Raw genomic sequence first — 26,335 nt, forward strand, 5'->3', positions numbered from 1 at the left:
TCATCGTATACGGAGCTTTTTAGTGAATATGGGGCGTTTCTCTTCCTTTTTTACAAGAACGGTTGAGCGAAAATCACGCAAGCCAGCGAATTTTTTTCTGGCTGTGCTGGTCTGCGCGCTGGCAGTTGCCGTTGGTTATGCGTTGTACCCTTGGCATCAGAAAGTGCAGACTCCTGTCGTACCCGAACCTGCAGTGGTCACAAATAAAGACGCCGATGCGGCTAAGAAGATGAAAGAAACTTCTGAGGCTGCGGAAAAAAAAATGGGCACTCCCTACGAGGAGGCCCTAGGCAGTCCTCTTGAGCAACGCATCAAGCAGGTTGACCACGCCATTGTTTCGGCTTTTTTGACCACGGGAGTACAGCCGGGGCGCATTCGTATCGAAGAGATTGAGTCGCCGGCTCTTTCGCCTGATACAACGACGAGTGGTTATCACTATCAACGTATCGTGCTGCACTCGGAAATGCCCTCCGCTGCTTTTCTGGAAAAGTTGGACAAAGAGTTGCAGCACATCTCTGGGCAAGTGCAGCTGGAAACACAGGGGAATACCTGGCGTATCGTCATTGACGCACTCCCCACGCATGAACTGAAATTTGATTTCGATGCTGCACAATTGGCGCAGCCTGCCTCAGGAGAAGGGCAACTCGTCATTGTCATGGATGACCTGGGCTTGAGCGCCAAGGTTGCGCGAAGGTTGGCGGCTTTGCCCCTGAATATCACCTTTTCAGTGCTGCCCAGGCTGCCGCATTCACAGGATGTTGCACGGATTGCCAAAGAGACTGGCCATGAACTCATGTTGCACCAACCCATGCAACCGGTTGACTCCAGTATCAACCCCGGGCCGGGTGCTCTGAAACCAGACATGAAGGCGTCCACGATCAACCGGATCATGGCAGTGAATTTAATGGACGTTCCCGGCGCCTCCGGATTCAACAACCACATGGGATCGCTCCTTACGCAGGACCCCAAGGCCATGGCTACTGTGGTGGATATCGCCCGCACAAAAGGTCTTTTTATTCTGGACAGCGTGACGCATGCTGGCTCTGTTCTGGCAGCAACAGCAAAAGCAGCCGGTGTACGTGTATTACGACGTGATATTTTTCTTGATGTGGTGCGCAATACGGAATCTATACTGTTCCAGTTGCACAAGGCTGAACAGATGGCCCGTAGCAATGGAAGCGCTACAGCGATATGCCACCCGTATCCGGAAACCCTGGAAGCTCTGCGCCTTTGGAGTGAAGCAAGAGATCCTGAGGTTGAAATCGTAGCGGCAAGCAGGCTTCTCGATAGTGAAAACAGCAAGCCACTTGCACAGAAAGGCATTTCTCGGTAGAGCCAGCGAGACAGATTTGGGCAGTGGCTGTTCACGTAGATGCAGGGAAAAGGTGAACAGCTGGTCTTTTATGGACACTGATATTGGAGAGAGAGCCCGTTTGCAAAAGCAGCGGGTCAGGGACAGCAACCACAGCAGACAACCACTGGAGGCAGGCAATGGCAGAGAATACCCTTTCCATAATTAAACCCAACGCAGTTGAGGCCAATAACGCAGGAGCGATTCTGAAGATGATTCAGGATGCCGGTCTGCAGGTTAAGGCCATGAAGATGATTCGCCTGACAAAGGCTCAGGCTCAGGGTTTTTACGCGGTGCATAGCGACAAGCCCTTTTTCGACAGCCTTTGCACGTTCATGGCTTCCGGCCCCATCGTTGTCAGCGTGTTGGAAGGTGAAAATGCAATAACCCGTTATCGTGAGCTTATGGGCGCCACCAATCCGGCCAACGCAGCCGAAGGCACCATCCGCAAAGCGTACGGGCAGGATGTGGAAAAGAACTCCGTACACGGTTCGGATGCCCCGCAGACAGCTGCTACGGAAATCGCTTATTTTTTTAACTCATTGGAGATGGTAGGCTAATGACTGTTACGTTTGGTTGCATCGGTTGTGGTAATATGGGGGGCGCTATCCTGCGCGGTTTGGCCGGCAAGGAAGGTGTTGCACTCATGGGCGTGGATGCTGATCCACAAAAAACGGGAGCCCTGGCCAATGAAATCGGAATGAAGGTGGCGAGCAATATCCACCAGCTTTTGGAAGAAGCCGATTACGTGCTTTTGGCCGTAAAACCGAACCAGGTTCGCACTTTGCTTAACGAGCAGAAAGCGCGTCTGCGTACCTCCCAGGTCATCATTTCCATTGCAGCCGGCGTGACTCTTGAGCAACTCAAGGATTATTCCAGTGGCTCTTGCGCTGTTGTAAGAGTGATGCCGAATACCCCGGCCATGGTGCAAGAGGGCGTTTTCGCCATTTGCCTGGAAGATCCAGCGCTCAAGGAAAATCACAAGCAGTTTGTTTTAGATATGTTCAGCACTCTCGGGCAGGCACACGATTTGCCTGAGCGCTCTTTTGATGCGTTTACTGCCATCGCCGGCAGTGGCCCTGCGTATGTCTTCTATTTCATGGAAGCCCTGGTGGAAGCAGGCGTGGCTTTGGGACTTTACCGTGATCAGGCCACCAAGATGGTGGAAGGGCTGTTTACCGGGAGCGCTACACTTGCCGCCCAGAGCGACAAGCACCTTTCCTTGTTGCGGGAGATGGTAACCTCTCCCGGCGGCACCACCATTGCCGCCACCAACGTTTTGGATGACAAGGCCGTTCGCGGCAGCATCATCCAGGCGGCCAAGGCAGCTTGCCAAAAGTGCAAAGAATTGTCGTAACTACTTATTCTTCATATAAAAAAGGCCGCCCCTAGAGTGACTAGGGGCGGCCTTTTTTTTGTGCTGTGTTGGTGTGCAACTAGTTCGAGAAGAACTTGTTGCGTTTGCGGAAGCCGACCAGTCCGAGAAGACCGGAGCCGAGCAGCCATACGGCGCCAGGGATAGGCGTTGCAGTCGTTATGTTCGCATAGCCACGACCTGAGTCCGCTGTAGGAACCTTAAGTACGTTAAGCGTTATGGTGTACGTCGCCCCGCCTTCAAGAAGATAGTCTTCAAGAAAGTACTTGAGATAGGTAGGATTATCCCAAGGCATCGGGTTAACAGTTGAGATTTCCACACTGGACGTCCAGTTGACCAGTGCGCCGTTGATGTACAGTTCAAACTCGTCACCCCATGGGGTCTGATCATCAACAACGTCAATGTTCAGGGTCGTAGGAATCAATGTGGTGATGCTCCACGTCTGAGAGGAAGCATCAGTGGCGATCTTGTCAATCCAGCCGTTACCGTCATCGTTCCAGTCAAAGGTGCCGCTGAAGGAGTCGTCAGGAGTCAAAATGACGGCAGCACTACTGATGCCTGCGGACATGGTGATCAGCGAAACCAGCATAACTGCGGTGATAAGTGTTTTGAGTATCTTCATGGCTGTTCTCCATTTGTTATCGTGGAAGAATCTGCCTTTCGCTGTGCAATTGGTTCCGGGACCATTTCCGGGGCACTGAGCGATTTCGTTCCAACTTGGTTTTATATAAGCAAGCCTTGTGCCAAGAAAAATTTCTTTCAGAATGTTGGCAGTTTATCTGCGGCTCCTTGCTTGGTTGGACAATTTTAGTCTGAAAATTATCACTTGAGCAAGAGTCAGTCCGGATAAATCGGAAAAAAGACTATGAAAAATCCAGACTTCTACTTCTTTCAACAGGTTGCATGTGGCCCTGTAAAAGTATGAACGAGCCCTGCTTGTTCAGTGCCAGGGCTCGTCGCCGAGGTGATCAAGCCGCCCTCATAGGGAGGGCGGCTTGTAGCCATTACCGTAGTTATGCAATAACACCGATTTGTCTGAGAAGCGTGTCCATGCCTTCCAGCTGAATCCCGTTCTGGTTGGATTCAAGTTCGAGAGCTCTGATCCAGACCTGGAGAATGCTACGAGTATCGTTGATCTCCTGCTGGGTCATTGAAGCCACCAGGGCGTTGATCTGATCGTATGCCTGGCGGATGGCCTCTGCGCGGTCGGTCACTTCATTATTGAAGAGAGCGTTGCTCACCGCAGTGTTCACGTCTTTGAGGCTTTCTCTGGTGTTCTCATCGACGGTGAACAATTCGTCGATGCGGCGGGAGATGATTTCGGCTGCATCATCACCGCCCCCGATGAAGGTCTCGATGCCGAGCAGTGGCGCCACGACACCTTGTTCAATCGGGTTGCCGCTCAGTACTCGCTGTGTTGGCTGGATTACAGGGCCAGCGTTGACAGTGGTGCCGGAACCGACAGTACCTATATCAGGGACGTTGTCGGCAATGACGCCCGGGCCTGCCCGCAGGGGGTCAAAAGGACCGTAGTCGATGCCGCCTGGAGGTACTTCGCCTTCAGTATTGAAGATCTGGTCAGGAATCAGGCTATCGAGGCCGTCATCCGCCTCTTCCGGAGGAGTCGGTTCAGGTTCAGGACCAGTGATGGTGATCGTAACCGTGGCGTGCGTGAATCCATCTCTGTTGTCGGAGATGTAGTAGGTGAAGCTGTCGGTAGCTGTTTCACCAACGCCCAGGTTGTCGAATTGACCATTGGGGTCGTAACTGTATGTTCCGTCTCCATTGTAAGTCACGGTGCCCTTTGTTCCGGCAGTGTCAGTGAACACTACGTAGATGGGGTCTCCATCAGGGTCGGAATCGTTGGCAAAGACATCAATGTCGACAGGATCATTCTGGTTGGTTGTCGAGGTGTCATCACCAGCGACAGGGGGTTGACCGGTTTCAACGTCTCCGCCACCAGGTCCCTGTACAGGGTTCGGTCCCTCGCTGACATCCAGCACATGTGTGTAAGCCTGAATGGCAGCAGCACTGAAGGGAGCGACCTTTTCTATGACACCGACTTCGTATTCGAGATCGAAGTCAGCACCAAGGGCTTTGGAGCCCGTGGCGTCGTTTGAACCTGCAACGTCAGCGCCGGTGATTGCCGAGATGCGGGACAGGAAGACTTCGCCATCAGTGGTGGAGGCAACGTCACATCCGTAGAAGTGGATGTCGCCATTTTCACTGAGGTGCGTACCGATTTCGGCAAGAACGTCTTGAGAGGCGCCAAGGTTGACATTGTTCAGAGTGCTGTCACCCAGTTGGATTTCGCCGGCATCACCATGGGTGACGATGGCGAGAGTATCGATATTATCGTGTCCTTCGAGCAGGTTTGCAAGCTGCTGCAGACCATCACTATTGCCGTCGATGAGCATTATTTCAAAGGACGGGTCAGCATTGTCGATGAGTTGCTGGTAATCATCAACGCTGGTGTCTATGACCAGCACATGCTTGCCATCGCCTTGAGCGGCGGCATCGAGCATCTTGGTCAGTTCGTCAGTGTTGGTCGTTTCCTTGCCGCGAGGGGTGACCAGTGCAGTGTAGGCGGCTGCATCGACGATATTGTTTTCCACGACGGCTTGTTCTTGTCCTGCACCGTCCTTCTGGTCGCCATCCTTGCCTTGCAAGACGCCGAGGATGTTATCGGGGTGGGCGTCACCGGAGGCATCACCCTGTGGTGCACCGTTCCCGCCAGAGTCGGCGGTATAACCGACATTCTGCCACAAGCCCTGGAGCTCTTGCTGGGTGAAGATGGAATCATTGTCTGCGCCGGAACCGCTGAACAGGTTGTGGGCGCTGTCGCCGTCTTGAGCGATCAGGGTGCCCCCGTTCATGCCGTTGGCATCGATGGAAGCTTGAATCTGGCGCAACAATTCGCGTGCAGCCCCGTCATCTTCATAAGCAAAGGAGACGACATCCTTGGTATGGTCAGCAGCCTGGTTTTCCGGGCTGGAGTCATGCCCATTGGCCGCAGCGCCGTTGTTCGCAGCAGCTGCATCCTGTTGTCCGTTGTCTCCATCCTGGGCGCCATCTGTGTTTTTCGTATCGCGCCCTGCTTCTGTCTGGGGAGCTTCTTGTGCACCAACTGCATCAGAGGCTTCTTTTTGCTCAGCAGGTTGTTCGCCCGGCTGGGTGTCGCGCTGGGTAAGGGACTGACTCTCACCTTGCTGTTCAGACGAGTCGTCTTGAGCATTCTGCAGCGGATCCTTTTCAACACCGGTCTGCTGCAAGGTTTCCTTGGCAGAGCCGGAATCCTTACTAATGGTTTCTTCGGCACCACCAGCAGGTGGGGTAGCCTCAGAAGCGTCTTTTTGGTTTTCGCCCTGGCCTTGTTCGTCAGGCGCGGCCCCATCCTTTTGCGGCGCAGCGGAGCTGTCGTCCTTTTCGCTGGGGTGACCGTCACTTTGGGCTTGCTGTTGGGAGTTATCCTTATGACTATCGGTATGGGCATCAGCCGGATCAGCGGCAGCATGTTCTGCTGCTTGCTCGGCAACAACGGCCGCAGCTGCGCCATCCAGGACAATTCTTTCTTCGAGTCGCATAATTTTCAACATGGCTATCACCTCGTTAGTTATTGCACCTGCATACTGATTGTTTTGTGGCGCAAATTCGAAGGTAATTCAAACTTAGCAAAATATGTGCTAAAGTGATAAAGTTCAATAAAAATAGAGTATTGATAAAATATTGCCTTTTCATTCTCTTGGAGCCTTCTGGAAAATCCGGATATTAGAGGGTTTCTAGATTCTAATCTGACAACTAAATCCGCTTTTTTCGGAATAGAATACATAATTTTCAAAGATCTTGAAATAGAAGAAAAAAATAAGCAATAAAATAAATAATAGAAATATTTTTTACTTCCCTTGCTTTTTTTTCTTTCTAAAATTGCCTCTCCTAGGACTCCTCATGAGATTGAGAACTCGTATTTTCATACCTGTATAGTAGGTAAGCCTTTCTTCGTGGTTTGGCAAATGAACTTTTCTATTTGGTTTTGGATGGTGCAAAGATGAGGAAGCCAGCCGTGAATGACGTAAAAACAATCATTTTTATGACTACTAAATCAAGCTGTTGCCTGTAGTAGGATGTCTTGTTTTTTCGGAAATTAGCAGTTGCTTACAAATAGTTATTTTTTAAAATGTTGATTTTACGATATAAAAAATATGGCACCGAAATTGCTAAAGTGGAGTTAAGACACAAAACGGCCTGCGGTCGCCCCGAGGATAGCATTTTTGCGGGGGGTGAGGGCCCGAAGATACCAAGGAGTCCACCATGAAAAAGGTAAACCTCTTCATCATAGCTGCCACATTGTTTCTTTTGGTTGGAGTGACCGGTGTCGCCCAGGCTGGTGTCTATTCCTTTGGCGATACCTCGATTAATTGGCCTGGTTACAATACTTCACACCCGCATCAGGATGTTATCGGAACACCTAATATTATCGGTGGGGCCGTCAATACCGATGCCATGACGCTGAGAATAGATCTGAATATTCCGCACGGAACATATAATACGTACAGAGATTTGGGGAAAGGAGACTTGTTCCTCAGCGTGGATGGAGACTCCAACTGGGAATACGTTCTCACGAAAAGTGGTTTTAATAGCTGGTGGAATCTCTATTCCGTCGAGCTCCCCCTTGCCTCATCTGACTACGACTACTCCAATAATAATGGATTTTACGGTGCCGACTACCGTGAAGGCCACCCTGTTTGGGCTGACCTCGACCAATCTGCTGACTTTGTCGGATATGCCTCTTTCCTCGAGGAAGGTGGCTACTCCAATAGAAGTCTGACTTGGACGCTGGCGAACTTCTGGGGAGACACCTCCGGTGTTGATTTGAGTCAACTGGTCATAGGCTTCACGTTCTCCTGCGCAAATGACGTGCTGTATGAAAACGTGAACGCCACCCCAATTCCGGGTGCTGTGTGGCTGTTCGGGTCCGGACTCCTCGGACTTATAGGTGTAAGATCCCGTAAGCGTAAGAGCGCATAGTAGAGAAATTGCTTACACTGATAAGACGCATCGATTTAGTCGATGCGTCTTTTTTTTGTAAACCATGACAAGTCTTTTTTTATATTCCGAATGCTTTTTTTTGTGATCCCTTGATTGTTACAAATTCAAAAGAAGCTTCTAACGAGGTTGTTGTAAAATTCGAGAATATTTACCTGAACACGTAATTTAACCTTGTTTGAATACATGTCGGATTTGTTGTCCGCTTGTCCTTCGCTATGCCAGTGTGAAAATTAATAGTATCAGGCGTAACACACTTGGCACATTTCTTTCATGACAAAAGTAAAGCAGTTGATAGGAAGGTGAGTCTATTGGAGCAGTATTAACTTTTTACCTACTATCTATAAGCTATGATTGAATCTTTCCGCCATAAGGAAAAGGGTGAAGAGTACTCGAACCAGTGGGACGCGATCCTTGATATCGTGCATTCCACCTATGGCGACTTTTTGAATAATTCCAGGGATAAAGAGGAATTCGCCATCGCTGTCCTGGAATATCTGTCCAAAAAAAGCAGAATATCAGACCGTGAGGGACTGTTTAAACTTATTGTGAATCTTGCCGATGAATATAACAAAAGTGCTGCAGAAAAACAGATCGTGGTTCTGCGCAAGGATGAATATGAGCAATTGCAAAGCAGGGCAGTCGAAGATTCCCTCACAGGGTTATACAATCGTGGATTTCTGGACATAGTACTGAAGACAGAGATCGACAAGGCGAAACGCACGGCCGGTGATTTTTCAATCCTCTTGGCTGATGTGGATGATTTTAAACATTACAATGACCGCTTTGGCCATATCGCGGGAGATGGCGCATTGAAGCGGATTGCCGCAGCCATTCTGAAAGGTTGCAGAAAGGCTGACCAGGTTGCCCGCTATGGAGGGGAGGAGTTTTTGGTCTTCATGCCGAACACCCAGATGCGGGATGCCCTGATTGTTGCGGAACGCGTACGGCGTGAAGTTGAGATGGCCCATTTTGATCATGACGATATGACGATCAGTGTAGGCGTTGCCAGTTACCGGAAGGGCATGACGGTGAACGCCCTGGTGCACGGTTGTGACAACGCCCTCTATAGGGCGAAGCGCATAGGAAAAAATACTGTATGTTCAGCGTATGACGACAAGAGATTTTCACCGCGATTGCCGGTACGTTTGTATGTGGATTTGCGATTCGACAGCTCGTCTGCACCGCAGAACGCCTTGAAGCTTAATATCAGCAAGACTGGAGCGTTGATCAGTACAGGACAAAACTTGTCAATGGATGATAAAGTGTTAGTTGAAATGAAAGAATCGGACGCTACAAGCTCTACACCGAAAATAGCACAAGCTCGTATTGTGCGTAGCGAGCCACAGAATCATGGTGAAGTGTTTCATGGATTATGTTTTGAAGATACAGAAGAGGCCAAGTTCTTTGCAGATGCCCTCATTGAGAATCTGGTTTATGGGCGTAATAATGTTGGACAGCATTTCCCCGGGAGCGAGTAATGTCCAAAATGATTGAGTACTCTCCTGACTCACATACCATGCGACAATTGGAAAACTTGTCTGCACAGAAGATGTGTTCGGTGAACGATGTTCTAGACGATATCGTCAAAACTTTCTTGAATGGGAACGATTTCTCTAGTGGGAGTGAAAGGCGTCTGTTTCCCAGAATGAATGTAAGTATCCCCGCAGTTGTGGAATACTCGAAGCACAAAAGAGAATGTAAGATTCATCCAGTGCAGATAATAGACGTTTCACTCGGCGGGGCAAAGATCAGTGCGTCCTCTGAGTTCAACCTCGACAGCGTCGGTAAAAACTCTAGCATGATGCTTGTTTTCTCGCCTTATGATAGTGGTAAGACACTTTCCTTTCAGTGCATACCCTGTAGATTTGAAGCAGAGGACAGTTCCACGGAAATAGGACTCAAGTTTGTTGATGGTTCTTTTGATGACTATAAAATGCTAGCTGAACGAATGCATTAGAAATTATCAGTACAACGGCAGGAGGGTTGATTTCTGGAAATTATCCTTCTGCCGTATCCACATAGTCACGCGCCTCTTTTTCAATCTGATGGGTCATCTCAACTACAGACGCTACAGATGCTTCAATAGTACTCCATGAGTAAGTTGCACTATTTTTTTCCAAATCTACAAGTTTCTCATATGTTTTGGTACAGCCAAACGTTGAGGTGATAGATTTGAATGAATGGGCTAGGCGCTTAAGCTCTTCCTGGTTCTTTTCGTTTACAGCGTGTTGCAAATCCTCGATGTACTTGCTGGAATGGTCCAGAAATTTGGAACAGGAAAGCAGCAGCATTTCTTCGCTGTCACCCACATGTTTACGCAGTGTATCAAAGTCGATCAAACTGGCTTTCTGCTCACTTATTGAGGTTTTTTCTTCAGAAGGCCCTGCCTCCTGCGGTGTATTTGGTTGGTCTGGTTCCAATTCATTTGATTCGGGGAATAGTTTTATCAGCTCTGTACGCAGCTGGTTTTGCCGTACCGGCTTGCTCAAGTAACTGTTCATGCCAGCCTGGGCGCACTTGAGTTCGTAATCTTTCTGTGCATGGGCGCTCAAAGCAATTATCGGGGTTTTGGCAACACGGGGGTTTTTATGCTCCCGGATGAGTCGTGTTGTTTGGAACCCGTCGCAGTGGGGCATCTGCAAATCGAGAAAGACCACGTCAAATTCCTCAAGCTCCAGAGCTGCCACGGCCTCGAAACCATCGCTGGCTGTTGCCACAATGTGGTTGTCTGACCGGATGAGCTGGCTGATAATGGAACGGTAGAGAGCGTTGTCTTCTACCACCAGAACTTTCAGGGGGCGCACTTTATTGTGGGGCTTTTGCTTTTGCTGTTTCGCTTCAATAACTTGTGAGGCATTGGCGCGAGTCAGCTTGATTGTGAAATAGAAGGTAGTCCCTTTGCCTACCGTGCTTTCCACCCAGATGCTGCCTCCCATTTTCTCAACCAATTTTTTGGAAATGAAGAGCCCCAAACCTGTTCCGCTGTGTTCTCTGCTCAGAAATGTATCCGCCTGGTAGAACCTCTGGAATATCAGCCGGAGTTTGTCCTTTTCTATGCCAATTCCCGTATCCTGAACACTGACAACGAGTTGGAGTGTGTCGTCATCGTTGGGTTGCTCACTCTTGTCTTGGACAATTTTCAGGCTAATGAAACCTTCCTTGGTGAATTTGATCGCATTCCCGATAAGATTGTAAACAACCTGGAGTAGTCGCAGGGAATCCCCAACCATCATGTCGGGGATGCTCTGTTCGATGGAAATGGTCAGAGTGAGATTCTTTTCTGCCAGTGCGAAAGAAAAGGCGTCTTTCACATTGCTGATTGTGGAGTCCAGACTGAAAACGCCCTTGGAAAGGGCAAACGTCTCGGCCTCTATTCTGGAGAGGTCAAGAAGGTCGTTAATCAGCTTGAGCAGGATGTCCGCAGTGGATGTGATTTTGTAGACGTAATCTTTTTGCGTTGTGGTCAGGCTGTCATTGATAAGGATGTCGGCAATGCCAATGATTGAACTCAGCGGGGTCCTGAGTTCGTGGCTGATGTTGGCAACAAATTCATCCTTGAGCCTGTTGTTTGCTTCTGCAGATTCCTTTGCCTGCTGCAGCATGGTCGCTGCCTTTCGCCATTCAGTAAGATCTCTCCCGATGCATAAGTATGCGTCTTCGTTGTAGTATTCGATCCTGTTCGCATTGATCTCAAGGGGGAGGATCTGGTTTGAGCCGGAGCGAAAGGATAAGGACGCACTAAAAGATTCCTGTCCACTTTCAAAAAAATCGAAGAATTTCCCGGAATCATTGTCGTCGGTTAGTTTTCGAATGTCGATATCTTCAAAAAAATCGTCAGTATACTGCAGAAGATTTTTGAGCGCCGGGTTGATTTCCAGGAATATTCCCTGTGTGTCCACAATGAAAATGACGTCTTTGGCCTGGTCGAAGACAGCTTTGTATTTATATTCCGTTTGTCGCTGTGTGCGCTCTGCAATTACTGCACTGGTAACATCGTGCATGGCAAGTGCAAAATAAATGACTTCATTATTGTCATTGAGTATGGGGCGTATTGCGATGTCAAGTGTAGAATTCTCATGGAGGATAACAGCTTCAATGTTATTTTTGCTATTAAAGCAATCCTCGATTATTGGATATGTTGCGTTGTATAATGATTCTGGAACAATATCTTTGTAGGGGCGTTTTACAATCAAACGAGGATGGCTTCTTGCAACTTCTGCAAAAGCTACGTTGCAGGCAATTACTTCCAGGTCTTTGTTTAACAGCGCCAAGTGATCATTGGTAGCGTCTACGAGCGCGCGCCCTATGTCACGACTGCGCAGTATGTCTTCTTCAAAGAGTTTTCTGTCTGTAATGTTTCGTGCAATAGTAAGGAATGTCGGCTGCCCGTGTAGCAGTATGGCGGATGAATGGACTTCCAGGTGTTGTCCTGTTGCGCGGACCATGACCTCGTCACAGCTTTCACCCGTCACTTGAGGTTGTGGCGTTGTGGTCCAGGCTTCAGGAAGCTCGTAGAATATTTCCGAAAGGGGCATGTCCAGCTTGGGTAACAGTCCGCTATAGCCGAAGATGACATTGCCGGCAGGGTTTGCATAGAGACAGCGTCCGTTGCGATGAAGAAAGATCGGGTCAGGGGAGAGTTGGAATATTTGCCGTGTCCGCTGTTCAGACTCCCGTAGTTTTTTTCGGGATTCCACTTCATAGGTAACATCTCTGCCAATTTCCCACCGCGTCCATCCTGGCACGGGGCAGATGTCAGATACGTTTGACCAGGCAATGATTTTTTCCTTGCCATCCGCACAGCGGATTGGGGCCTCGAACTCGCGGTAAGTGGCGTCTCTGTTCTGCACTTCCAATCGCATGTTCAGGTAGTCCGCTCCCTCCCCGGTTTCAATGACTTTGAGTTTGTCTGTGGCTTCCGGGTTGTACAGTACCTCTTCTGCCGAATATCCTGTAACGCGCTCGGACTCCTTGTTCCAAAATACATACTCCATGTTATCGCCGTGAGCGTGAATCATTATCGGCATGTTGTAGACAATGTTGCGGAATTGCTCCTCACTTTCCTTTAATGCCAGTTCTGTTTTTTTACGTTGTTCTATTTCATCAATGATAAGTTTATTTGTGTCTCGCTCACTTTTTAAGCCTTGCGAAAGTCTGTCAATAAGTTCTTCGTATTCCTCTTTATTATTGGCAAGGTCGCTGATCGCACTGTTCATGGCAGCACGTTTGCCATCCGTATTATTCAAATCATGTGCTGTATCATTTTCTTTGTCGTGTAAACGTAATTCAAGTTCTCGTATTGAATTTTTGAGTCTGTCATTTTCGTCTTCCAACTCTTTAAGGCGGGTTGCTATGTATTTGTTATCTGTCATAATATTATAATATCCGAAAATTTTATTTTTTTATGTTTTTTAAAGCTTCTGTAGTGTGTTTTCGAGAGTTGCTCAGCATATAATTTTAGCAAGAATCATAACGTATTCTACTTGCATTATAGTTTTTGTGCTTTTTCCTTAAGAGGTTGAGATACATTATAAGACAATGTTTTCGAAAATGGTAGTGTCAGTAATATAAAATAAATTCAGAAAAAAGCAGAAAATGCAGTTTGTATAGAAACAGCAGGCTCCTCAGAAGCCCCCTTTTTTGTGGAGGTAATACATTTGTAATGTCATCATTTTATAGCATCATGGCAATTAGCTTGAAAATAACAAATGTGATTCGCTACTATCTGAGAAGTTAAAGGATTTTCTTTTCAGGTAATGCACATTATTACCATTCTCACAAAAATGTGTCAAAAAAATCTATTTACAGCAAAGGCCTTTGCAGTCCGGCAGCATAGCGCATGGACAAGAGTTCTTTTTATTTCATTACAAAAACTTCTTTTACTTTCAAATACTTTTTGAGACTGAGCTCGCCGCACTCCTTGAAGCATGCCAAAAAAGCTGCCTGTCATAAAAGAGTGTGCCTTGACGCGAAGTTCGTTTTTGGGTCGAATGAACCATTGCCTTGAATCTTATAAGTATCCAAGGACCTTTATTTGGAGAGAGCATGAATTTCGAGGAAATTTTGGGCAGGGCAGGCAAATTAAAGGATGATGCTGCAGCATTCATTCGCGACGCCCACACCATTTCTCTGACAAACGAACAATTGGGCAGATTTCGCAAACAGATTGTTGAAGCCATGCAGAGTAAGGGCATCCAAGATGGCGAAATGGTTCTGGAAGACGATCATATCCACGTCAAAGGACGTATAGACAAGGCAGGGGGAGGGCGGTTCGATGCGGATATCACCCCCGCAGGGGTTGTATGGAAGGAGGAAGAGCACGCCTTGCTATTCGAGATTGCCCGCCAGAATGTGAGTATGGATAAGAAATATAAGGACATCCTGGCGTCATCCGTCACAAGGATTACAAGTGCCTTGTTTGGGGCAGATTTTTTGAACAAAAAGATGGGGATTGTCGATGCGCAAGGGCGTATTCGTGTCCCGCTGGACGGGCAATCTCCTACCATGGATGCGATTGTCGGTTCCATCGAGCTCAAAAGTCTGCGGTGTGAAAATGCCCGTCTTTTTGTAACGTTTCAGGCAAAGCCGAAGGAAGCCTTGCAAAATGCCAAAGTCCTGCTGGCCTGGTGGAAAAATAAGCTGTTGACCAAAAAAGCACCCTGACACCATAAAAGACGCTTAGATATTTTCTGCGAAATTGATTTGTTGACTCGCATGGAACGTTTCGAATATTGTCTTTGACGGTGGGAAATAGCCGAGAAATGGATGAGGCGTGTCAGGTGCTGTCACTCAGAGTGAGGACGAATGGACAAACGTATCCTGTTTTCGATAGATATCCCGACAATTTCTGGACAGAAGTTCAATATTGTGCGCTTTACAGGGTATGAAGCGCTTTCCAATCTTTATCACTTCAATATTGTGCTCGTAGGGGACGGTCCGGTCATTTCCGGCTCTCAGGCACTGGATCAAGAAGCAACCCTCACCCATCACGCCAATGCAGGCAGCTATTCGTTTCACGGCATTTTTTCTCGATTTGAACTCCTGGATCAGGCAAACGGACTAACCTATTACAGGGCGCTTCTTGTGCCCAGGCTCTGGCGTGCGACGCTTGATTGTAATAGTAAAATTTTTCTGAATAAATCCATCCCAGACTGCTTGGAAGAGTGCCTGCGCGAACTGGATTTCTCGGAAGGCACTGATTTTGATTTGCGGTTGCAACGCAAGTACGCCAAGCGAGAATACATAAGCCAGTATAATGAATCCACCTATGCTTTTTTGTCCCGTTGGATGGAGCATGCTGGAATCTACTACTATTTCGACCATTCCGGACAACGCGAAAAACTTGTGCTCACGGATACATCCATTGCGCATCAGAACGTATCAGGCGCCAGTGCATTGCAATATGTGCTTCCCTCCGGACTGGAAAAGGAGCACGAGGAAACCTCTGTTCCCCGCCTGCACGCCAAGCACAACCTTGTCCCCAAGACGCTTCAGGTTCAGGACTACAATTACCGGACGCCGAATCTGAAAATCCATGCTGAGAAAACTGTCAGCGCGGATGGTATTGGTACGGTGTACAGTTACGCTGACAATATTAAGACAGTATCAGAAGCGGAAGCCCTGGCCGCTGTTCGAGCCGAATCCCTCGCTTGCAAGCAGTTCACTTGCGATGGTGAGAGTGCCTCCCCTTTTATTCGCGCAGGCTGGCTGTTTCAGATCCAGGGATACTATGATGCTTCTGTCAATACAGCCTGGCTGGCCACTGATGTCCACCATGGTGGAAACCAGGAAGGATATTTGTTTTCAGGAGCGACTAGCGACAACAGAGATACGTATTTTTATCGAAATACCTTCACTGCCATCCCGGCCAGCGTGCAGTTTCGCAGCGAAAATACGACTCCGCGCCCCAAAATGGACGGTGCTTTTGGAGCGCATATAGATGCGGCTGGCAGTGGCCAGTATGCGGAGCTCGACGAACATGGCCGCTACAAAATCACCATGCCCTGGGATCGTTCCGGAAGACAGGACGGCAAGGCCTCTCACTGGGTGCGTATGGCGCAACCATACGGGGGGGGTGGACATGGTATGCACTTTCCATTGCACAAAGGAACGGAGGCATTGCTTGGCTATGTTGATGGCGATCCAGACCGCCCCATAATTGAGGGGGCTGCGCCTGATCCTGAACACCCCAGCCAGGTGACTGCGGAAACCCAGACCCAGTGCCGTATTACCACCAAAGCGCAAAACAAGCTGCACATCGAGGACAAGTCTGGCAGTCAGCGAATGGTCATGAATTCGACAAAGGCTAAGACCTATGTACGCATGGGGGCGCATAACGATCCGCCACCGGATTGGTCGAAATCGGATGATATGGCTGGCTGGAAGCTGAGTACACCTGACTGGCTCGAGGTGGAGGCCGGCAGCAAGAACTCGGTAATTCTGGGCAACCAGTTTGAAACCATTCTTGGCTGGGAACATCGCCAGACAGGCGGCATTCGCACCAAGACTGTCATAGGGCTCAATCTGGCTTTGGTGCTTGCGTATACGCATGAGTTCGCCCCCTTTGAGGGAAAGATTCATGCTCTTGGGGTGTATCTGGGGTTGGAAAAAAGCAAGTTGATTGATGAGCATACAGAGGTCGCTGAAGAGAGGATGGAGACTGCTGAAGAAAAGATCAAAATGGCGAATAATGCAGTCAAGGTGCAACAGATGCATACATCCCTTGCGGAACAAAAGACCAAGGTTGCAATGAATAAAACTTCCATGACCGAAAACAGATCACAGCTTGCTGAACAATCAACTGAACTTTTTAGTAATTATCAGGATATGCATGCAAGTGGGATGCGGGCTGTGCAGGAAGCCACAAGTGCTGCGGAAACCAAAATGGAAACGGTCATGGAGAAGGTGGAGGTTGCTGAAAATAGTTACGCTGCCGCAATGGGTAAAGTAGTCACTGCAGCAGAAGAAGCTGAAGTTGCGGAAAGTGTAAGTGAAGTCAGTTCTTCAAAAGCTACGATGGCTGCGGAACAGAATGACATGTAACCTATGGGTTGTATAGTATTGTAGACATGGGAAGGTTATGCCTCAACTCAAATTGAAATACCACTTCACATCCAATGCAGTGCCGGAAGATACCTTTTATGTTCTGGAATTTCAGGGCGAGGAAGCGCTTTCAAGCCTGTTTCGATTTGAAATTACTCTTGCTTCAACCAAGAATGGGATTGATGCCAAATCGCTTCTGCAAGAGCCTGCTTCATTGAATATTTCTGGTAGTAAAGGAGGCGCTCCCTTTAATGGTGTGCTGTCCAGTTTTACATCAGTGCAGCAGGCCTATGGCTTTACTATTTACAAGGCTACACTGGTCCCTCGGTTTTGGCGATTGTCTATTACACGGCACAATCAGATTTTTCTGCAAAACTCCCTGCAGCAGTATCTTGCGACCTGTCTGCAGGATGGAGGGCTGGAGCAGGGGTTGGATTTCGAATTTCGTCTCAGTGGAAAATACCACCCTCGTGATTACGTTTGCCTGTATAACGAATCTCATTTTGCTTTTACATCGCGCTGGATGGAGCATTATGGGGCGTATTACTATTTTGATCAGGAACATGACGGCAAACTTATACTGACAGACAGTTTGCAGGCCCATACGCCACTGCCAAAAGCGCCGAATATTACCTATTCACCGGATACGAGCCTGGACGCCGCCCATGGTGATGAAGTGTTGCCGCTTTTTTCCATGCTGCAACGCCCCATGCCAAAACAGGTGCAGATGCGCGATTGGAATTATCGCACGCCAGACAGGCCCGTGGAGGGAAAAGCGCAGGTTGATGCAAAAGGCAGGGGGGCGTTCAATTTTTATGGTGACCATTTTCAAACCTCTTCCGAGGCTGATGACCTGGCCAAAGTTCGCTCCCAGGAGCTGCTCTGCAGCCAGCGCCTGTTCCATGGCAAAAGCAGCATACCGTACCTTTGCTCTGGCTTCACGTTCAGTCTGAATAAGCACTATCGTAGTGATTTCAACCAGGAGTACCTGTTGCTCGCAGTGAGTCACCACGGCAGCCAGAGTGAATACCTGTTCGACACCCTGGGAAAAGGAGGGGAAGATCGGGAAATCACGTACGGTAATTCGTTCACCGCCATTCCGGCCTCCGTGCAGTACCGTCCGCCGCGGGTGACGCCATGGCCGAAGTTCAGCGGCGTCATGAACGCACACATTGATGCCGCAGGAAGCGGACAGTATGCCGAGGTGGATGACCAGGGGCGTTACAAGGTTGTTTTACCATTTGATCGCTCCGGCAGGGAGAATGGCAATGCGTCATCATGGTTGCGTATGGCGCAACCCTATGGTGGCGCCGACCATGGCTTTCATTTCCCGCTGCACAAAGGCACTGAAGTCCTGCTCTCTTGCGTGGAGGGCAATCCCGATCGTCCTCTCATTTTGTCTGCTGCGCCAAATCCGGATAAGCCCAGCCAGGTTACCAGCGCCAACGAAACTAAGAGCGTTATAACTACTTCGGGCAAGAATACTATTCATTTCGAAGACAAAGAAGGCGAAGAAAGAATATTGCTCCATTGTCCTGCCAAGGAAACCTGGATGCGCCTTGGCGCGCCTAATGATCCTCCTGAAAATGAAAACGACAACGAAAATGAAAATGAAAATGAAAATGAAGAAGGGGAGGAAAAGGAAAGCGGCAAGAAGGGAGCAAAACTTTATACCTCCAAGGCCTTGACCGTTTTTGCAGGATCGCAATTCAAGGTTATCATGGGCAACAGTTCTGCTACCTACCTTGGACTGGACATTGCGAACTACGCGCCGTTTTCCAATGCGATTACTGTTGGATTCGATATTGGGCTCGTCATGGCAATCAAGCAAAAAATTCAGCCCATCCATAACAAGTGGAAGGAAACCGAAGACAGTTTGCGCGAAGCCGAAGAAAAAGAAGCTGGAATAGCACAAGAACTCGTCGAGGAAATGACCGAGATACTCGATGAGATTACCAGGCTGGAGCAAAGTGTGACGGAACTTTCTGAGCAAAACACCAAGCTGGCAGATGAAAATTCTGACCTGGCGCAGGATAACATTCACCTGGCTGAAGAACATACGGAAATCTGCGAGCTTGTAACCAAGCTTGGAGAGGAAAAAAACAAGCTCGCGCAGACTGAACTACAGCTCTACAGCGAGATTACAGACGTGCAGAATTCGGTCACCGATCTCACTCAAGAAATGGATGAAGCGTGTGACCAGATTACTTATTTAGGGGCATCGATTAATGAGCTAAGTCAAGATCACACTTCATTGTCTTCAGACATCAATGAGTTGGGCGCAAGCGTGAATAATATAGCTGGACAACTCACCATACCGTAACCCGTCGTGTCGGGAGCAAAACATGGCCGTTGCCTCTAAAAAAGCTTTCAGTTTCACTTCGGAATCCTTGCCCGAAAACACTTTCTCCGTTGTCAGATTCAAGGGAGAGGAAGGGCTGAGTACGCTATACCGTTTTGAAATTTTGCTTGTCTCAAAAAAGGACAACATCAATGCGTTGGATGTTGTGCAAAACTCCATCTGTCTGACTTTGGAGCACAAGGATGGCAAACTGCCATTCCATGGTATTCCAGAAAGTTTTGAGCAATTGCAGAACAACCATGGCCTTACTTTTTACCGTGCGATGTTGGTGCCCAAGCTGTGGTGGCTCACGCTGACACAACACAACCAGGTGTTTCTGAATAAGACCTGCCCCCAGTTTTTGCAGCAGGTGCTCCAAGACGGCGGGCTTGAAAATGGCAAAGATTTCGAGCTGCGACTGCGCGGCAATTATCCTGCCTGGGAGTATATTTGCCAGTATGGTGAATCCCATTTCGCTTTTGTATCACGCTGGATGGAGCGATACGGGATGTACTACTTCTTTGAGCAGGAAGACGTCGGTGAAAAATTGATCATCACCGATGATGCGTCTTTTCATAATGCCATTCCCGGTGGGGGCAGTCTGCGGTTTGCTCCACAGTCCGGCCTGGAAGCGCCTTACGTCAATGAGATTGTAACTGCATTGCGCTGCGAAGAACGTCTGCTTCCTAAAAAGGTCCTGCTGAAGGATTACAATTACGAAAAACCTTCACTTTCCATTGAAGCCGATGCAGAGGTCTCGTCCCAGGGAGAGGGGGTTGTCTATTCCTGGGGGGAGCACCTCCGTACTCCCGATGAGGCAAAAGGCCTGGCAAAGGTCAGAGCGCAGGAACTGAGTTGCAGGGGAGCCCTTTATTACGGACGTAGCTCAGTTTCCCTGTTGCGCAGCGGTTTCACCTGCAGCCTGCAACACCACTTTTATTCTGCAGCCAATCAGGAATATCTGTTGCTCAAGGTTGTCCATGAGGGCAATCAGGCGGCATCACTCACTGCAGGACTTGGCGGGAGCGAGGAGACCAAAGGGCTTTATTATCGCAACAGCTTCATAGCCATTCCGACAAGTGTGCAATATCGGCCGGAGCGGCTTACACCACGCCCCCGTTTTCAGGGGGTTTTGAATGCCCATATCGATGCTGCAGGAAGCGGGCAGTATGCCGAATTGGACGATCAGGGGCGTTACAAGGTCATACTTCCCTTTGATCTTTCAGGACGCAAAGACGGCAAGGCTTCTTCGTGGTTACGTATGATGCAGCCATACGCAGGGGACAATCATGGTCTGCATTTTCCGTTGCATAAGGGGACGGAAGTTATTCTCGGTTTTATTGAGGGTGATCCGGACAGACCCTTTATTGTTTCCGCAGTGCCAAACCCTGCGCAAAAGAGCCTTGTGACGTCTGCCGGCAATACAAAGTGTATGCTCACGACATCTGGCAACAACATCATGCACATAGAAGACAAGCAAGGTAGTGAACGTATTTTGATGCGGACTCCGACCAGCGAAACCTACCTTCGTCTAGGGGAACCGAACGATCCACCTAGCTCCAAGTGGGAAAAAGAAGAAGATAAACCAGGCTGGAAACTGCAGACCAATGATGCGTTTGAAGTGTACGCAGGCACTGAAAACGAAGTTATTATGATTGAAAATTCTGTCACAGTTATAGGTGGCCGTGAAAAATACATTGCTATTTTTGCAACTGAAATCAATATCGGTGACTATTTTGTGTGGCAGGACCCATTTGCAAAAAAATGGTCGCCAATCATGAGCTATCTGCATGGTAATGTGCAGAAGGCAATAGGTACTGAAGAAAAACTTGGTGAAGAAAATCTTGAAATTGCCAATAATGTTCTGAAAATGCGCCAAATGCGACAAAAGTTGGCGGAGCAGGAAACTGCACTGAAATTGAATACCACGAAATTAAGACAGCAGAAAACATCTCTGCAGGAATCTGCTGTATCTGTAAATGAAAGTAAGGAACATATGGAGCAAGTCTCATCAAGAGTGCAACAGGATAATGGTCAACTCGGTGATACAGTAGTCAGACTTGGCGATGTGAAAATAAATGCTGTTGAACAAAAGAATGCAGCAGCAGAAACGTTGACACGCCTGCAAACAGAAACATCGAAACTCGCTCAGGCACAAACGGAAATGATAGATTCTGTTACGCATATGACTGCAACGCGGGACAGAGTGATAGAAAATGTCGTGACAGTTGTAGATATTGCTACAAAGGTTTAATGCATGAAAGTTATCAAAAAGAAAGAACTTTCTCTCTTCCCCCGCCCCATGTTTTTGCAAGGGCGCCAGCATCTGGCTTTGGGGGTTTTACTCTATTTTGACCTGACAGCTCCTGATGCTTTGCTTGATGAGCAGGATCTTTGGAAGACGATTCCCAAGGAACTGGGGGATACACCGATACTCGACCAAGGTGTGCCCAAGATGAATGCAGAATATCTTGTGGTCGGGGACTGCTGCGCTCCAAGAAATGAAACACGCCAATCATCGGAAATTTTTGTTCGTGTGGGGGACTTGCGAAAACGGCTATATATCTATGGTGACCGCCACTGGCAGGACAGTGGCGCCATAAGTGATCCAGAAGCATTCACCCGTATGCCTGTTACCTGGGAAAACGCTTTTGGCGGCATGGACTGGGAGCGTAACCCTTTGGGCAAAGGTATCGAACAGGGCATGGTGGGCGAAAAAGTTCGTGTGCCACTCCCAAACGTGGAAGACCCTGAACACCTTGTCGGTCTCGTGGAAGACAGGCCCGAACCGGCCAGCCTTGGGCCCATGGATGTCACCTGGCCCCAGCGGAATATGAAATCCGGAACCTATGATGACCGCTGGAAGGCAGAGCGCTGGCCTGGATTGCCTGACGATTTTGATTTCAATTTTTTCAATGCTGCACCAACCAATCAGCGGAAGAATGGTTTTTTCAATGGTGACGAGTCTATTGAAATCCGTAACATGCATCCAGACTATCAGTTTCTGAAAAGCTCTCTTCCTGGTTTGCGGGTCCGTTGTTTCACGACGCAATTGGAGAATTTCAAGCGTTTTGAAGACCGCACGAGTTTCACCGAAGTGTTTCAGGAGGTGCGGCTGCATCCTGAAACCATCTGGCTTTTTCCGAATATTTTACGTGGCGTGCTTATTTATCGTGGCGCTATCCCTATCGCCGATGAAGATATGGCGGATGTGGTGCGTGTTTATTTAGCAACTGAATCCATGGCTGAAGCCCCTCTTGATAAGGAGCACTATTTCGAAGAGCAGAAAAAGGCGTTGGACAGGGGCGTGCCGGTTGATCTGGCGCCCTTTGAGGCGGCCAAAGGCAAATTGTCGAAGCTTGCTTTGACAATGAAAAACGTACCCAAGGAAGCCGCGCACATCCGCAAACGCGCTAATGGGCAGCTGCCAACCATGCCACGCACTGCTGGAGAAATTGCCTCCAAGGGTAAAGGTGTCTTGGCGGCGCGGATGAAAACCCTGGACAAACTTGAAGCCCTTGCCACCCGTATGAATGGAAAGTGGGGGCATGTTGTTCGCGTGGATACGGCCACTATTGGTAAGATGCGACAGAAGATCGCCAAGGTTGAAGGCGATATTGACAAGGCAGTGGGCAAACTGGACGCCGCAAGTAAGAAAGCCGCCGCCAAAAAAGCATCGATCATTACCAAAAATAAGAAGTTCCTTGAAGATAATTTGACGCCTGAGCAAATAAAGCAGGCTGGTGTGGACCCCAATCAGCTTTTTCCGGACAAAAAGGTGAATCCCTGGCACGACAGGGGCTTTCCCTTTGTGGTCCAGTGCCGGCGCAACCTTGAGCAAGACCAGGAAATGCAAGGCAAACTTGCGCGTATGGGACTGTCTCCCAAGACGATACGGCGCAGTTGGCTGGGGGTGAACACAGCGGTTTCCAATGAGACTGGCGAACTCTGGGGGCTGAAATCGCCGCAGCAGTTCAAGGTGCCGGAAGGGATTGTAGTGCCCCGATTTGATGGCAAGGTCTTGAATCGCATTGTGCTGCGCCTCGCGGATGCACCGGAAGACACATATTTATTGGGGCAGAACGAGCAGCTTGTGCCTGGTTCGGACAAGACCCCGTTATTTCTTGAAGCAGCCCAACCGCAAGGTATCGGGGGCGCTCCGGAGGATGCTGCCGAAAAAGATGAGAAAACGTGGGCGCCCGTAGTTGTTGCGGGGGACGATCTGCAGGCTCTTTTTGTGGAGCAGGAGGCGGGGGACGCCTGTGGCGTGTTGGCGATGAAGACACCAGCGGAAAAGCCGGGGCCAGATGCGGCCCAGGCCTTGGAAAAAGCCATGGCCGTTCTGGTAATAATGCCGGAAGGGCATAATGCCTCCAGAGCTGCCTGGGAACCCTGGGGCAAAGCCATGAAGGGCGCTTTGCCCTTGCCATTACCTAAAGGGCGCACGGTGTTTGAAGCAAAGGCCGCAAACGTTGATGTGCGAGCGCTGATAATGGACGCTCTGCCTCCGCAATTTGCCAAGCACCATGAACTATTCCCAGATCTTTCTCCTGAAAAAGGGGAAATGGCAAAGGTAAAAGTGCCTGGCCTTGGTTTGGATATTGGTGCCTTTGTTGCCAGCCTTATGCAGGATGTAAAAGGCGCGCATCAGCCTAAAATTGACAAGGTCAAGGCAAACCGCGGCAAAATGATCGAGTCCCTGAAGCAGCAGTTCGGCAGCAAAGGGCTCGACCCTGAGCACTCTCTGGCTGAAGCGGCAAAGCAGCCGCGCAAGTCATACGCCGAGATGGGCGATGAGATGTCGCAGCAGATGCTGGCTCAGGGGCGCAAGGTGGAAGCCACGGGCAACCTCTCCGCAGAGGCAAAGGCGAAGCTTGAGTCGCAAGCCGCAAAGGTTCGTGAAATTTCACAAAAATCGCAAGCAAGATACGAGCGGCATACGGCGCGTCTCAAGGAGATGAACCAAAAAGCCGAAAAAATGGCTGCCCAGGCCCGCTCCAAGAAATTGCCCGGCTTGGCAGGCGAACGCATGGCTGCCAGTGGTCTTGATCCGGACGCACTCAATCCCCTGACACGGGAGCAGGTGATAGAGCGATACAAGGCAGGGCAAAGCTTTGAGAAGCGTAACCTGACAGGGGTGGATCTTTCCGGACTGGAGTTGCCCGGCATTGATTTGCGCAAGGCCATACTGGACAAGACACTCTTCAAGGAAAGCAACTTGTCAGGCGCCCGTTTTGAAGGCTCCGTCGTCAAAGAGGTGGATTTCAGCAAGGCTGATCTCACAGGCGCCAATATGAAGGGCGCTTTGTTTCCAAAATCAAAATTTGTGGAAGCTTCGCTGCGAGAAGCAAACCTTGAGCGGGTCATGCTCCGGGGCGTTGATATGACCAAGGCGGATTGCTCTGGTGCGCGGTTGTATTTGATTCATGCTGAGAAAGGCAAATTCGATGAAGCGAATTTCGCCGATACCGACTGTCGTCTGGGAATGCTTGCTTCCTGCTCCATGAACAAGGTTTTTTTCAGGGGGGCAAAGCTCAATAAATTCGTTTTTCGCGAGTGCGCAATAGACCAAGGGGATTTTGGAGGCGCCACTCTTGCCAGGGCCGTGTTCCAAGGCTCACATGGGGAAAACGTCCGCTTTGTCGGCGCCAACATGGATAACGCGCGGATTATCTCCAAAAGCAACTTTCCAAGGGCTGATCTACGCAGAACAACCCTCCATGGCGCCTGCTTCCGTGAAAGCTTTCTTCAAGAAGCTGAGTTTGACGGCGCAGTTTTGGATACGGCGCTCATTGAAGGGTGCAGTCTGGTCAAGGCCAAGATGGAGCGCATTTCCGCCAAGAACGCCCGTATTACCAAATGCGATCTGGAAGCCGCAAAGCTTGCCGGCGTGAACCTTGCCATGGGCTCGCTGCGCATGACACGTTTGGTTCAGACGGATTTTACCGGCGCCAACCTTTTTGCCGTGGATTTTTACAAGGCCACTGTAGGCAAGACCCGTTTTCGTCTGGCCAACCTCAAACGAACCCTGCTTTTTGAAAATACGGACCTGTTTAAATGAGCACCATGACACGCGATGATGTCCTGCGCGCCATTAAGGACAACGGACTGATAGAAAATACCGATCTGCAGGGGATAGACCTCTCCGGCGCCGACCTGACAGGAGGACGTTTCGAGCACGTCTCTTTCAAAGGGGGCGATTTGCGCAATGTCAATATCAGCAAAACCGGCTTCAGGCATTGCGATTTTAGTGGCGTGAATTTCTCGGAAACTGAACTTACCAAGGTGGATTTCAGAAAAACGCCCCTTGATGGCGCTAATTTTCAGGGAACCACCCTGGAAAAGTGCCTGATGCAACATTCCAGTCTCACGGAGGCGATCTTTCGCGGCGCAAAGGTTGTCGGCTGTCTTCTGCAGAACAGCAAGTTCGACAGAGTGGATTGCCAAGGGGCCACGCTGGAAAAGAGCATTCTGCAACACGCTTCAGCACAAAACGTTGATTTCACCAATGCCACCCTGACCCGCTCTACATTTAATGATGCCGACCTCTTGGGGTGCACTTTTCGGGGCGCCGCTCTGACCAAGGTTCTCATGCGAGGGTGTTCTTTGGCAGGACAGAATTTTAGCGGCATGCGTTTGCACATCGTACAATTCGACAAGGCTGATCTACGCGAAGCCGACTTCAGCGGCGCTGATGTTTCCATGTCCAATTTTGCTGGAGCTAACTGCAACCGTGCTCATTTTGAAAACGCCATCATGCAGAAGGCTCTTTTAAAAGGCGGGAAATTTCAAGAAGCTGTATTTTTTGGTACAGACGCCGAACAATCCGTTTTTACCGAAGCTGACTTAACAGGGGCGGATTTTCGGGAAGCAAAGTTGAAATATTGTCGTTTCGGCAAGGCAAAGTGCCGGGGCGCTCGTTTCAATCACGCTGATGTCAGTTTTGCCGATTTCATGTTTGCCGATCTGACATTTTGTGATTTCAGCTACGCGGACTTGCGTATGAGCAAGCTGCACCCGGTGATGGAAGAGAATACCGTTTGGGAAGGCGCGCAAAGAGAGCCTTCACGTAAACCGGATGAAGATTTTTTGGAATCCGAACGATGGACCCCGCCGCCAGAACCGAAAGGATAGGGCTTATGGGGCATATACATAGCGTAACTTATTTGAATCAAGGAGC

At 49.2% G+C, this 26,335-nt stretch carries 15 protein-coding genes; 12 read left to right on the plus strand and 3 right to left on the minus strand.

Features of this window, described 5'->3' with window-relative positions:
* The first annotated feature begins 28 nt into the window (after positions 1-28).
* The 3 genes from ACZ5EH_RS17610 to proC all read left to right on the plus strand — a co-directional run bounded on the left by ACZ5EH_RS17610 (position 29) and on the right by proC (position 2,708).
* Positions 29-1,333 carry a divergent polysaccharide deacetylase family protein gene (locus tag ACZ5EH_RS17610; RefSeq protein WP_464275188.1) on the plus strand — a complete coding sequence of 435 codons (1,305 nt, stop codon included), beginning with the start codon at positions 29-31 and terminating at the stop codon, positions 1,331-1,333.
* Between the two features lie 158 nt (positions 1,334-1,491).
* The gene (gene ndk / locus ACZ5EH_RS17615) at positions 1,492-1,911 is read left to right on the plus strand and encodes a nucleoside-diphosphate kinase (protein WP_464275189.1); all 420 of its coding nucleotides are present in this window, start codon (positions 1,492-1,494) and stop codon (positions 1,909-1,911) included.
* Positions 1,911-2,708 carry a pyrroline-5-carboxylate reductase gene (gene proC / locus ACZ5EH_RS17620; protein WP_464275190.1) on the plus strand — a complete coding sequence of 266 codons (798 nt, stop codon included), beginning with the start codon at positions 1,911-1,913 and terminating at the stop codon, positions 2,706-2,708. The genes ndk and proC overlap by 1 nt, the downstream gene beginning before the upstream one ends.
* 79 nt (positions 2,709-2,787) lie before the next feature.
* Here proC and ACZ5EH_RS17625 read toward each other — a convergent pair whose 3' ends face one another.
* Both ACZ5EH_RS17625 and ACZ5EH_RS17630 read right to left on the minus strand, forming a co-directional pair.
* Positions 2,788-3,348: a hypothetical protein gene (locus ACZ5EH_RS17625; protein WP_464275191.1), complete on the minus strand. Its 561-nt coding sequence runs from the start codon at positions 3,346-3,348 to the stop codon at positions 2,788-2,790.
* Positions 3,349-3,739: 391 nt separating this feature from the next.
* Positions 3,740-6,322 (minus strand): DUF4347 domain-containing protein, encoded by a 2,583-nt coding sequence (locus tag ACZ5EH_RS17630; protein ID WP_464275192.1) that lies wholly within the window; start codon positions 6,320-6,322, stop codon positions 3,740-3,742.
* A 712-nt stretch (positions 6,323-7,034) separates the two neighbouring features.
* Between ACZ5EH_RS17630 and ACZ5EH_RS17635 the strand changes: the two genes are divergently transcribed.
* The 3 genes from ACZ5EH_RS17635 (at position 7,035) to ACZ5EH_RS17645 (ending at position 9,729) form a co-directional block, all read left to right on the plus strand.
* On the plus strand, positions 7,035-7,751 hold the full coding sequence (locus ACZ5EH_RS17635) for a hypothetical protein (RefSeq protein WP_464275193.1): 717 nt from the start codon (positions 7,035-7,037) through the stop codon (positions 7,749-7,751).
* A gap of 368 nt (positions 7,752-8,119) precedes the next feature.
* Positions 8,120-9,250, plus strand: coding sequence for a diguanylate cyclase (locus ACZ5EH_RS17640; RefSeq protein ID WP_464275194.1), 1,131 nt, complete (start codon positions 8,120-8,122; stop codon positions 9,248-9,250).
* Complete coding sequence (locus ACZ5EH_RS17645; RefSeq protein WP_464275195.1) at positions 9,250-9,729, plus strand: PilZ domain-containing protein; 480 nt, start codon at positions 9,250-9,252, stop codon at positions 9,727-9,729. Before ACZ5EH_RS17640 ends, ACZ5EH_RS17645 begins: the two co-directional genes overlap by 1 nt.
* A gap of 40 nt (positions 9,730-9,769) precedes the next feature.
* On the opposite strand, the gene ACZ5EH_RS17650 is transcribed toward ACZ5EH_RS17645, so the two are convergent.
* Positions 9,770-13,144: a PAS domain-containing hybrid sensor histidine kinase/response regulator gene (locus ACZ5EH_RS17650; RefSeq protein ID WP_464275196.1), complete on the minus strand. Its 3,375-nt coding sequence runs from the start codon at positions 13,142-13,144 to the stop codon at positions 9,770-9,772.
* A gap of 673 nt (positions 13,145-13,817) precedes the next feature.
* Between ACZ5EH_RS17650 and ACZ5EH_RS17655 the strand changes: the two genes are divergently transcribed.
* The 6 genes from ACZ5EH_RS17655 to ACZ5EH_RS17680 all read left to right on the plus strand — a co-directional run bounded on the left by ACZ5EH_RS17655 (position 13,818) and on the right by ACZ5EH_RS17680 (position 26,289).
* Entirely contained in the window at positions 13,818-14,435 is a 618-nt protein-coding gene (locus ACZ5EH_RS17655) for a hypothetical protein (RefSeq protein WP_464275197.1), read from the plus strand.
* A 141-nt stretch (positions 14,436-14,576) separates the two neighbouring features.
* Positions 14,577-16,814 carry a type VI secretion system Vgr family protein gene (locus ACZ5EH_RS17660; protein ID WP_464275198.1) on the plus strand — a complete coding sequence of 746 codons (2,238 nt, stop codon included), beginning with the start codon at positions 14,577-14,579 and terminating at the stop codon, positions 16,812-16,814.
* A 37-nt stretch (positions 16,815-16,851) separates the two neighbouring features.
* Positions 16,852-19,137: a type VI secretion system tip protein TssI/VgrG gene (tssI, locus tag ACZ5EH_RS17665; protein WP_464275199.1), complete on the plus strand. Its 2,286-nt coding sequence runs from the start codon at positions 16,852-16,854 to the stop codon at positions 19,135-19,137.
* Positions 19,138-19,159: 22 nt separating this feature from the next.
* Entirely contained in the window at positions 19,160-21,409 is a 2,250-nt protein-coding gene (locus tag ACZ5EH_RS17670) for a type VI secretion system Vgr family protein (RefSeq protein ID WP_464275200.1), read from the plus strand.
* A gap of 3 nt (positions 21,410-21,412) precedes the next feature.
* The gene (locus tag ACZ5EH_RS17675; RefSeq protein WP_464275201.1) at positions 21,413-25,216 is read left to right on the plus strand and encodes a DUF2169 family type VI secretion system accessory protein; all 3,804 of its coding nucleotides are present in this window, start codon (positions 21,413-21,415) and stop codon (positions 25,214-25,216) included.
* Entirely contained in the window at positions 25,213-26,289 is a 1,077-nt protein-coding gene (locus ACZ5EH_RS17680) for a pentapeptide repeat-containing protein (RefSeq protein ID WP_464275202.1), read from the plus strand. Before ACZ5EH_RS17675 ends, ACZ5EH_RS17680 begins: the two co-directional genes overlap by 4 nt.
* Positions 26,290-26,335 lie beyond the last annotated feature (46 nt).

This window comes from Desulfovibrio biadhensis (genome assembly GCF_055388615.1).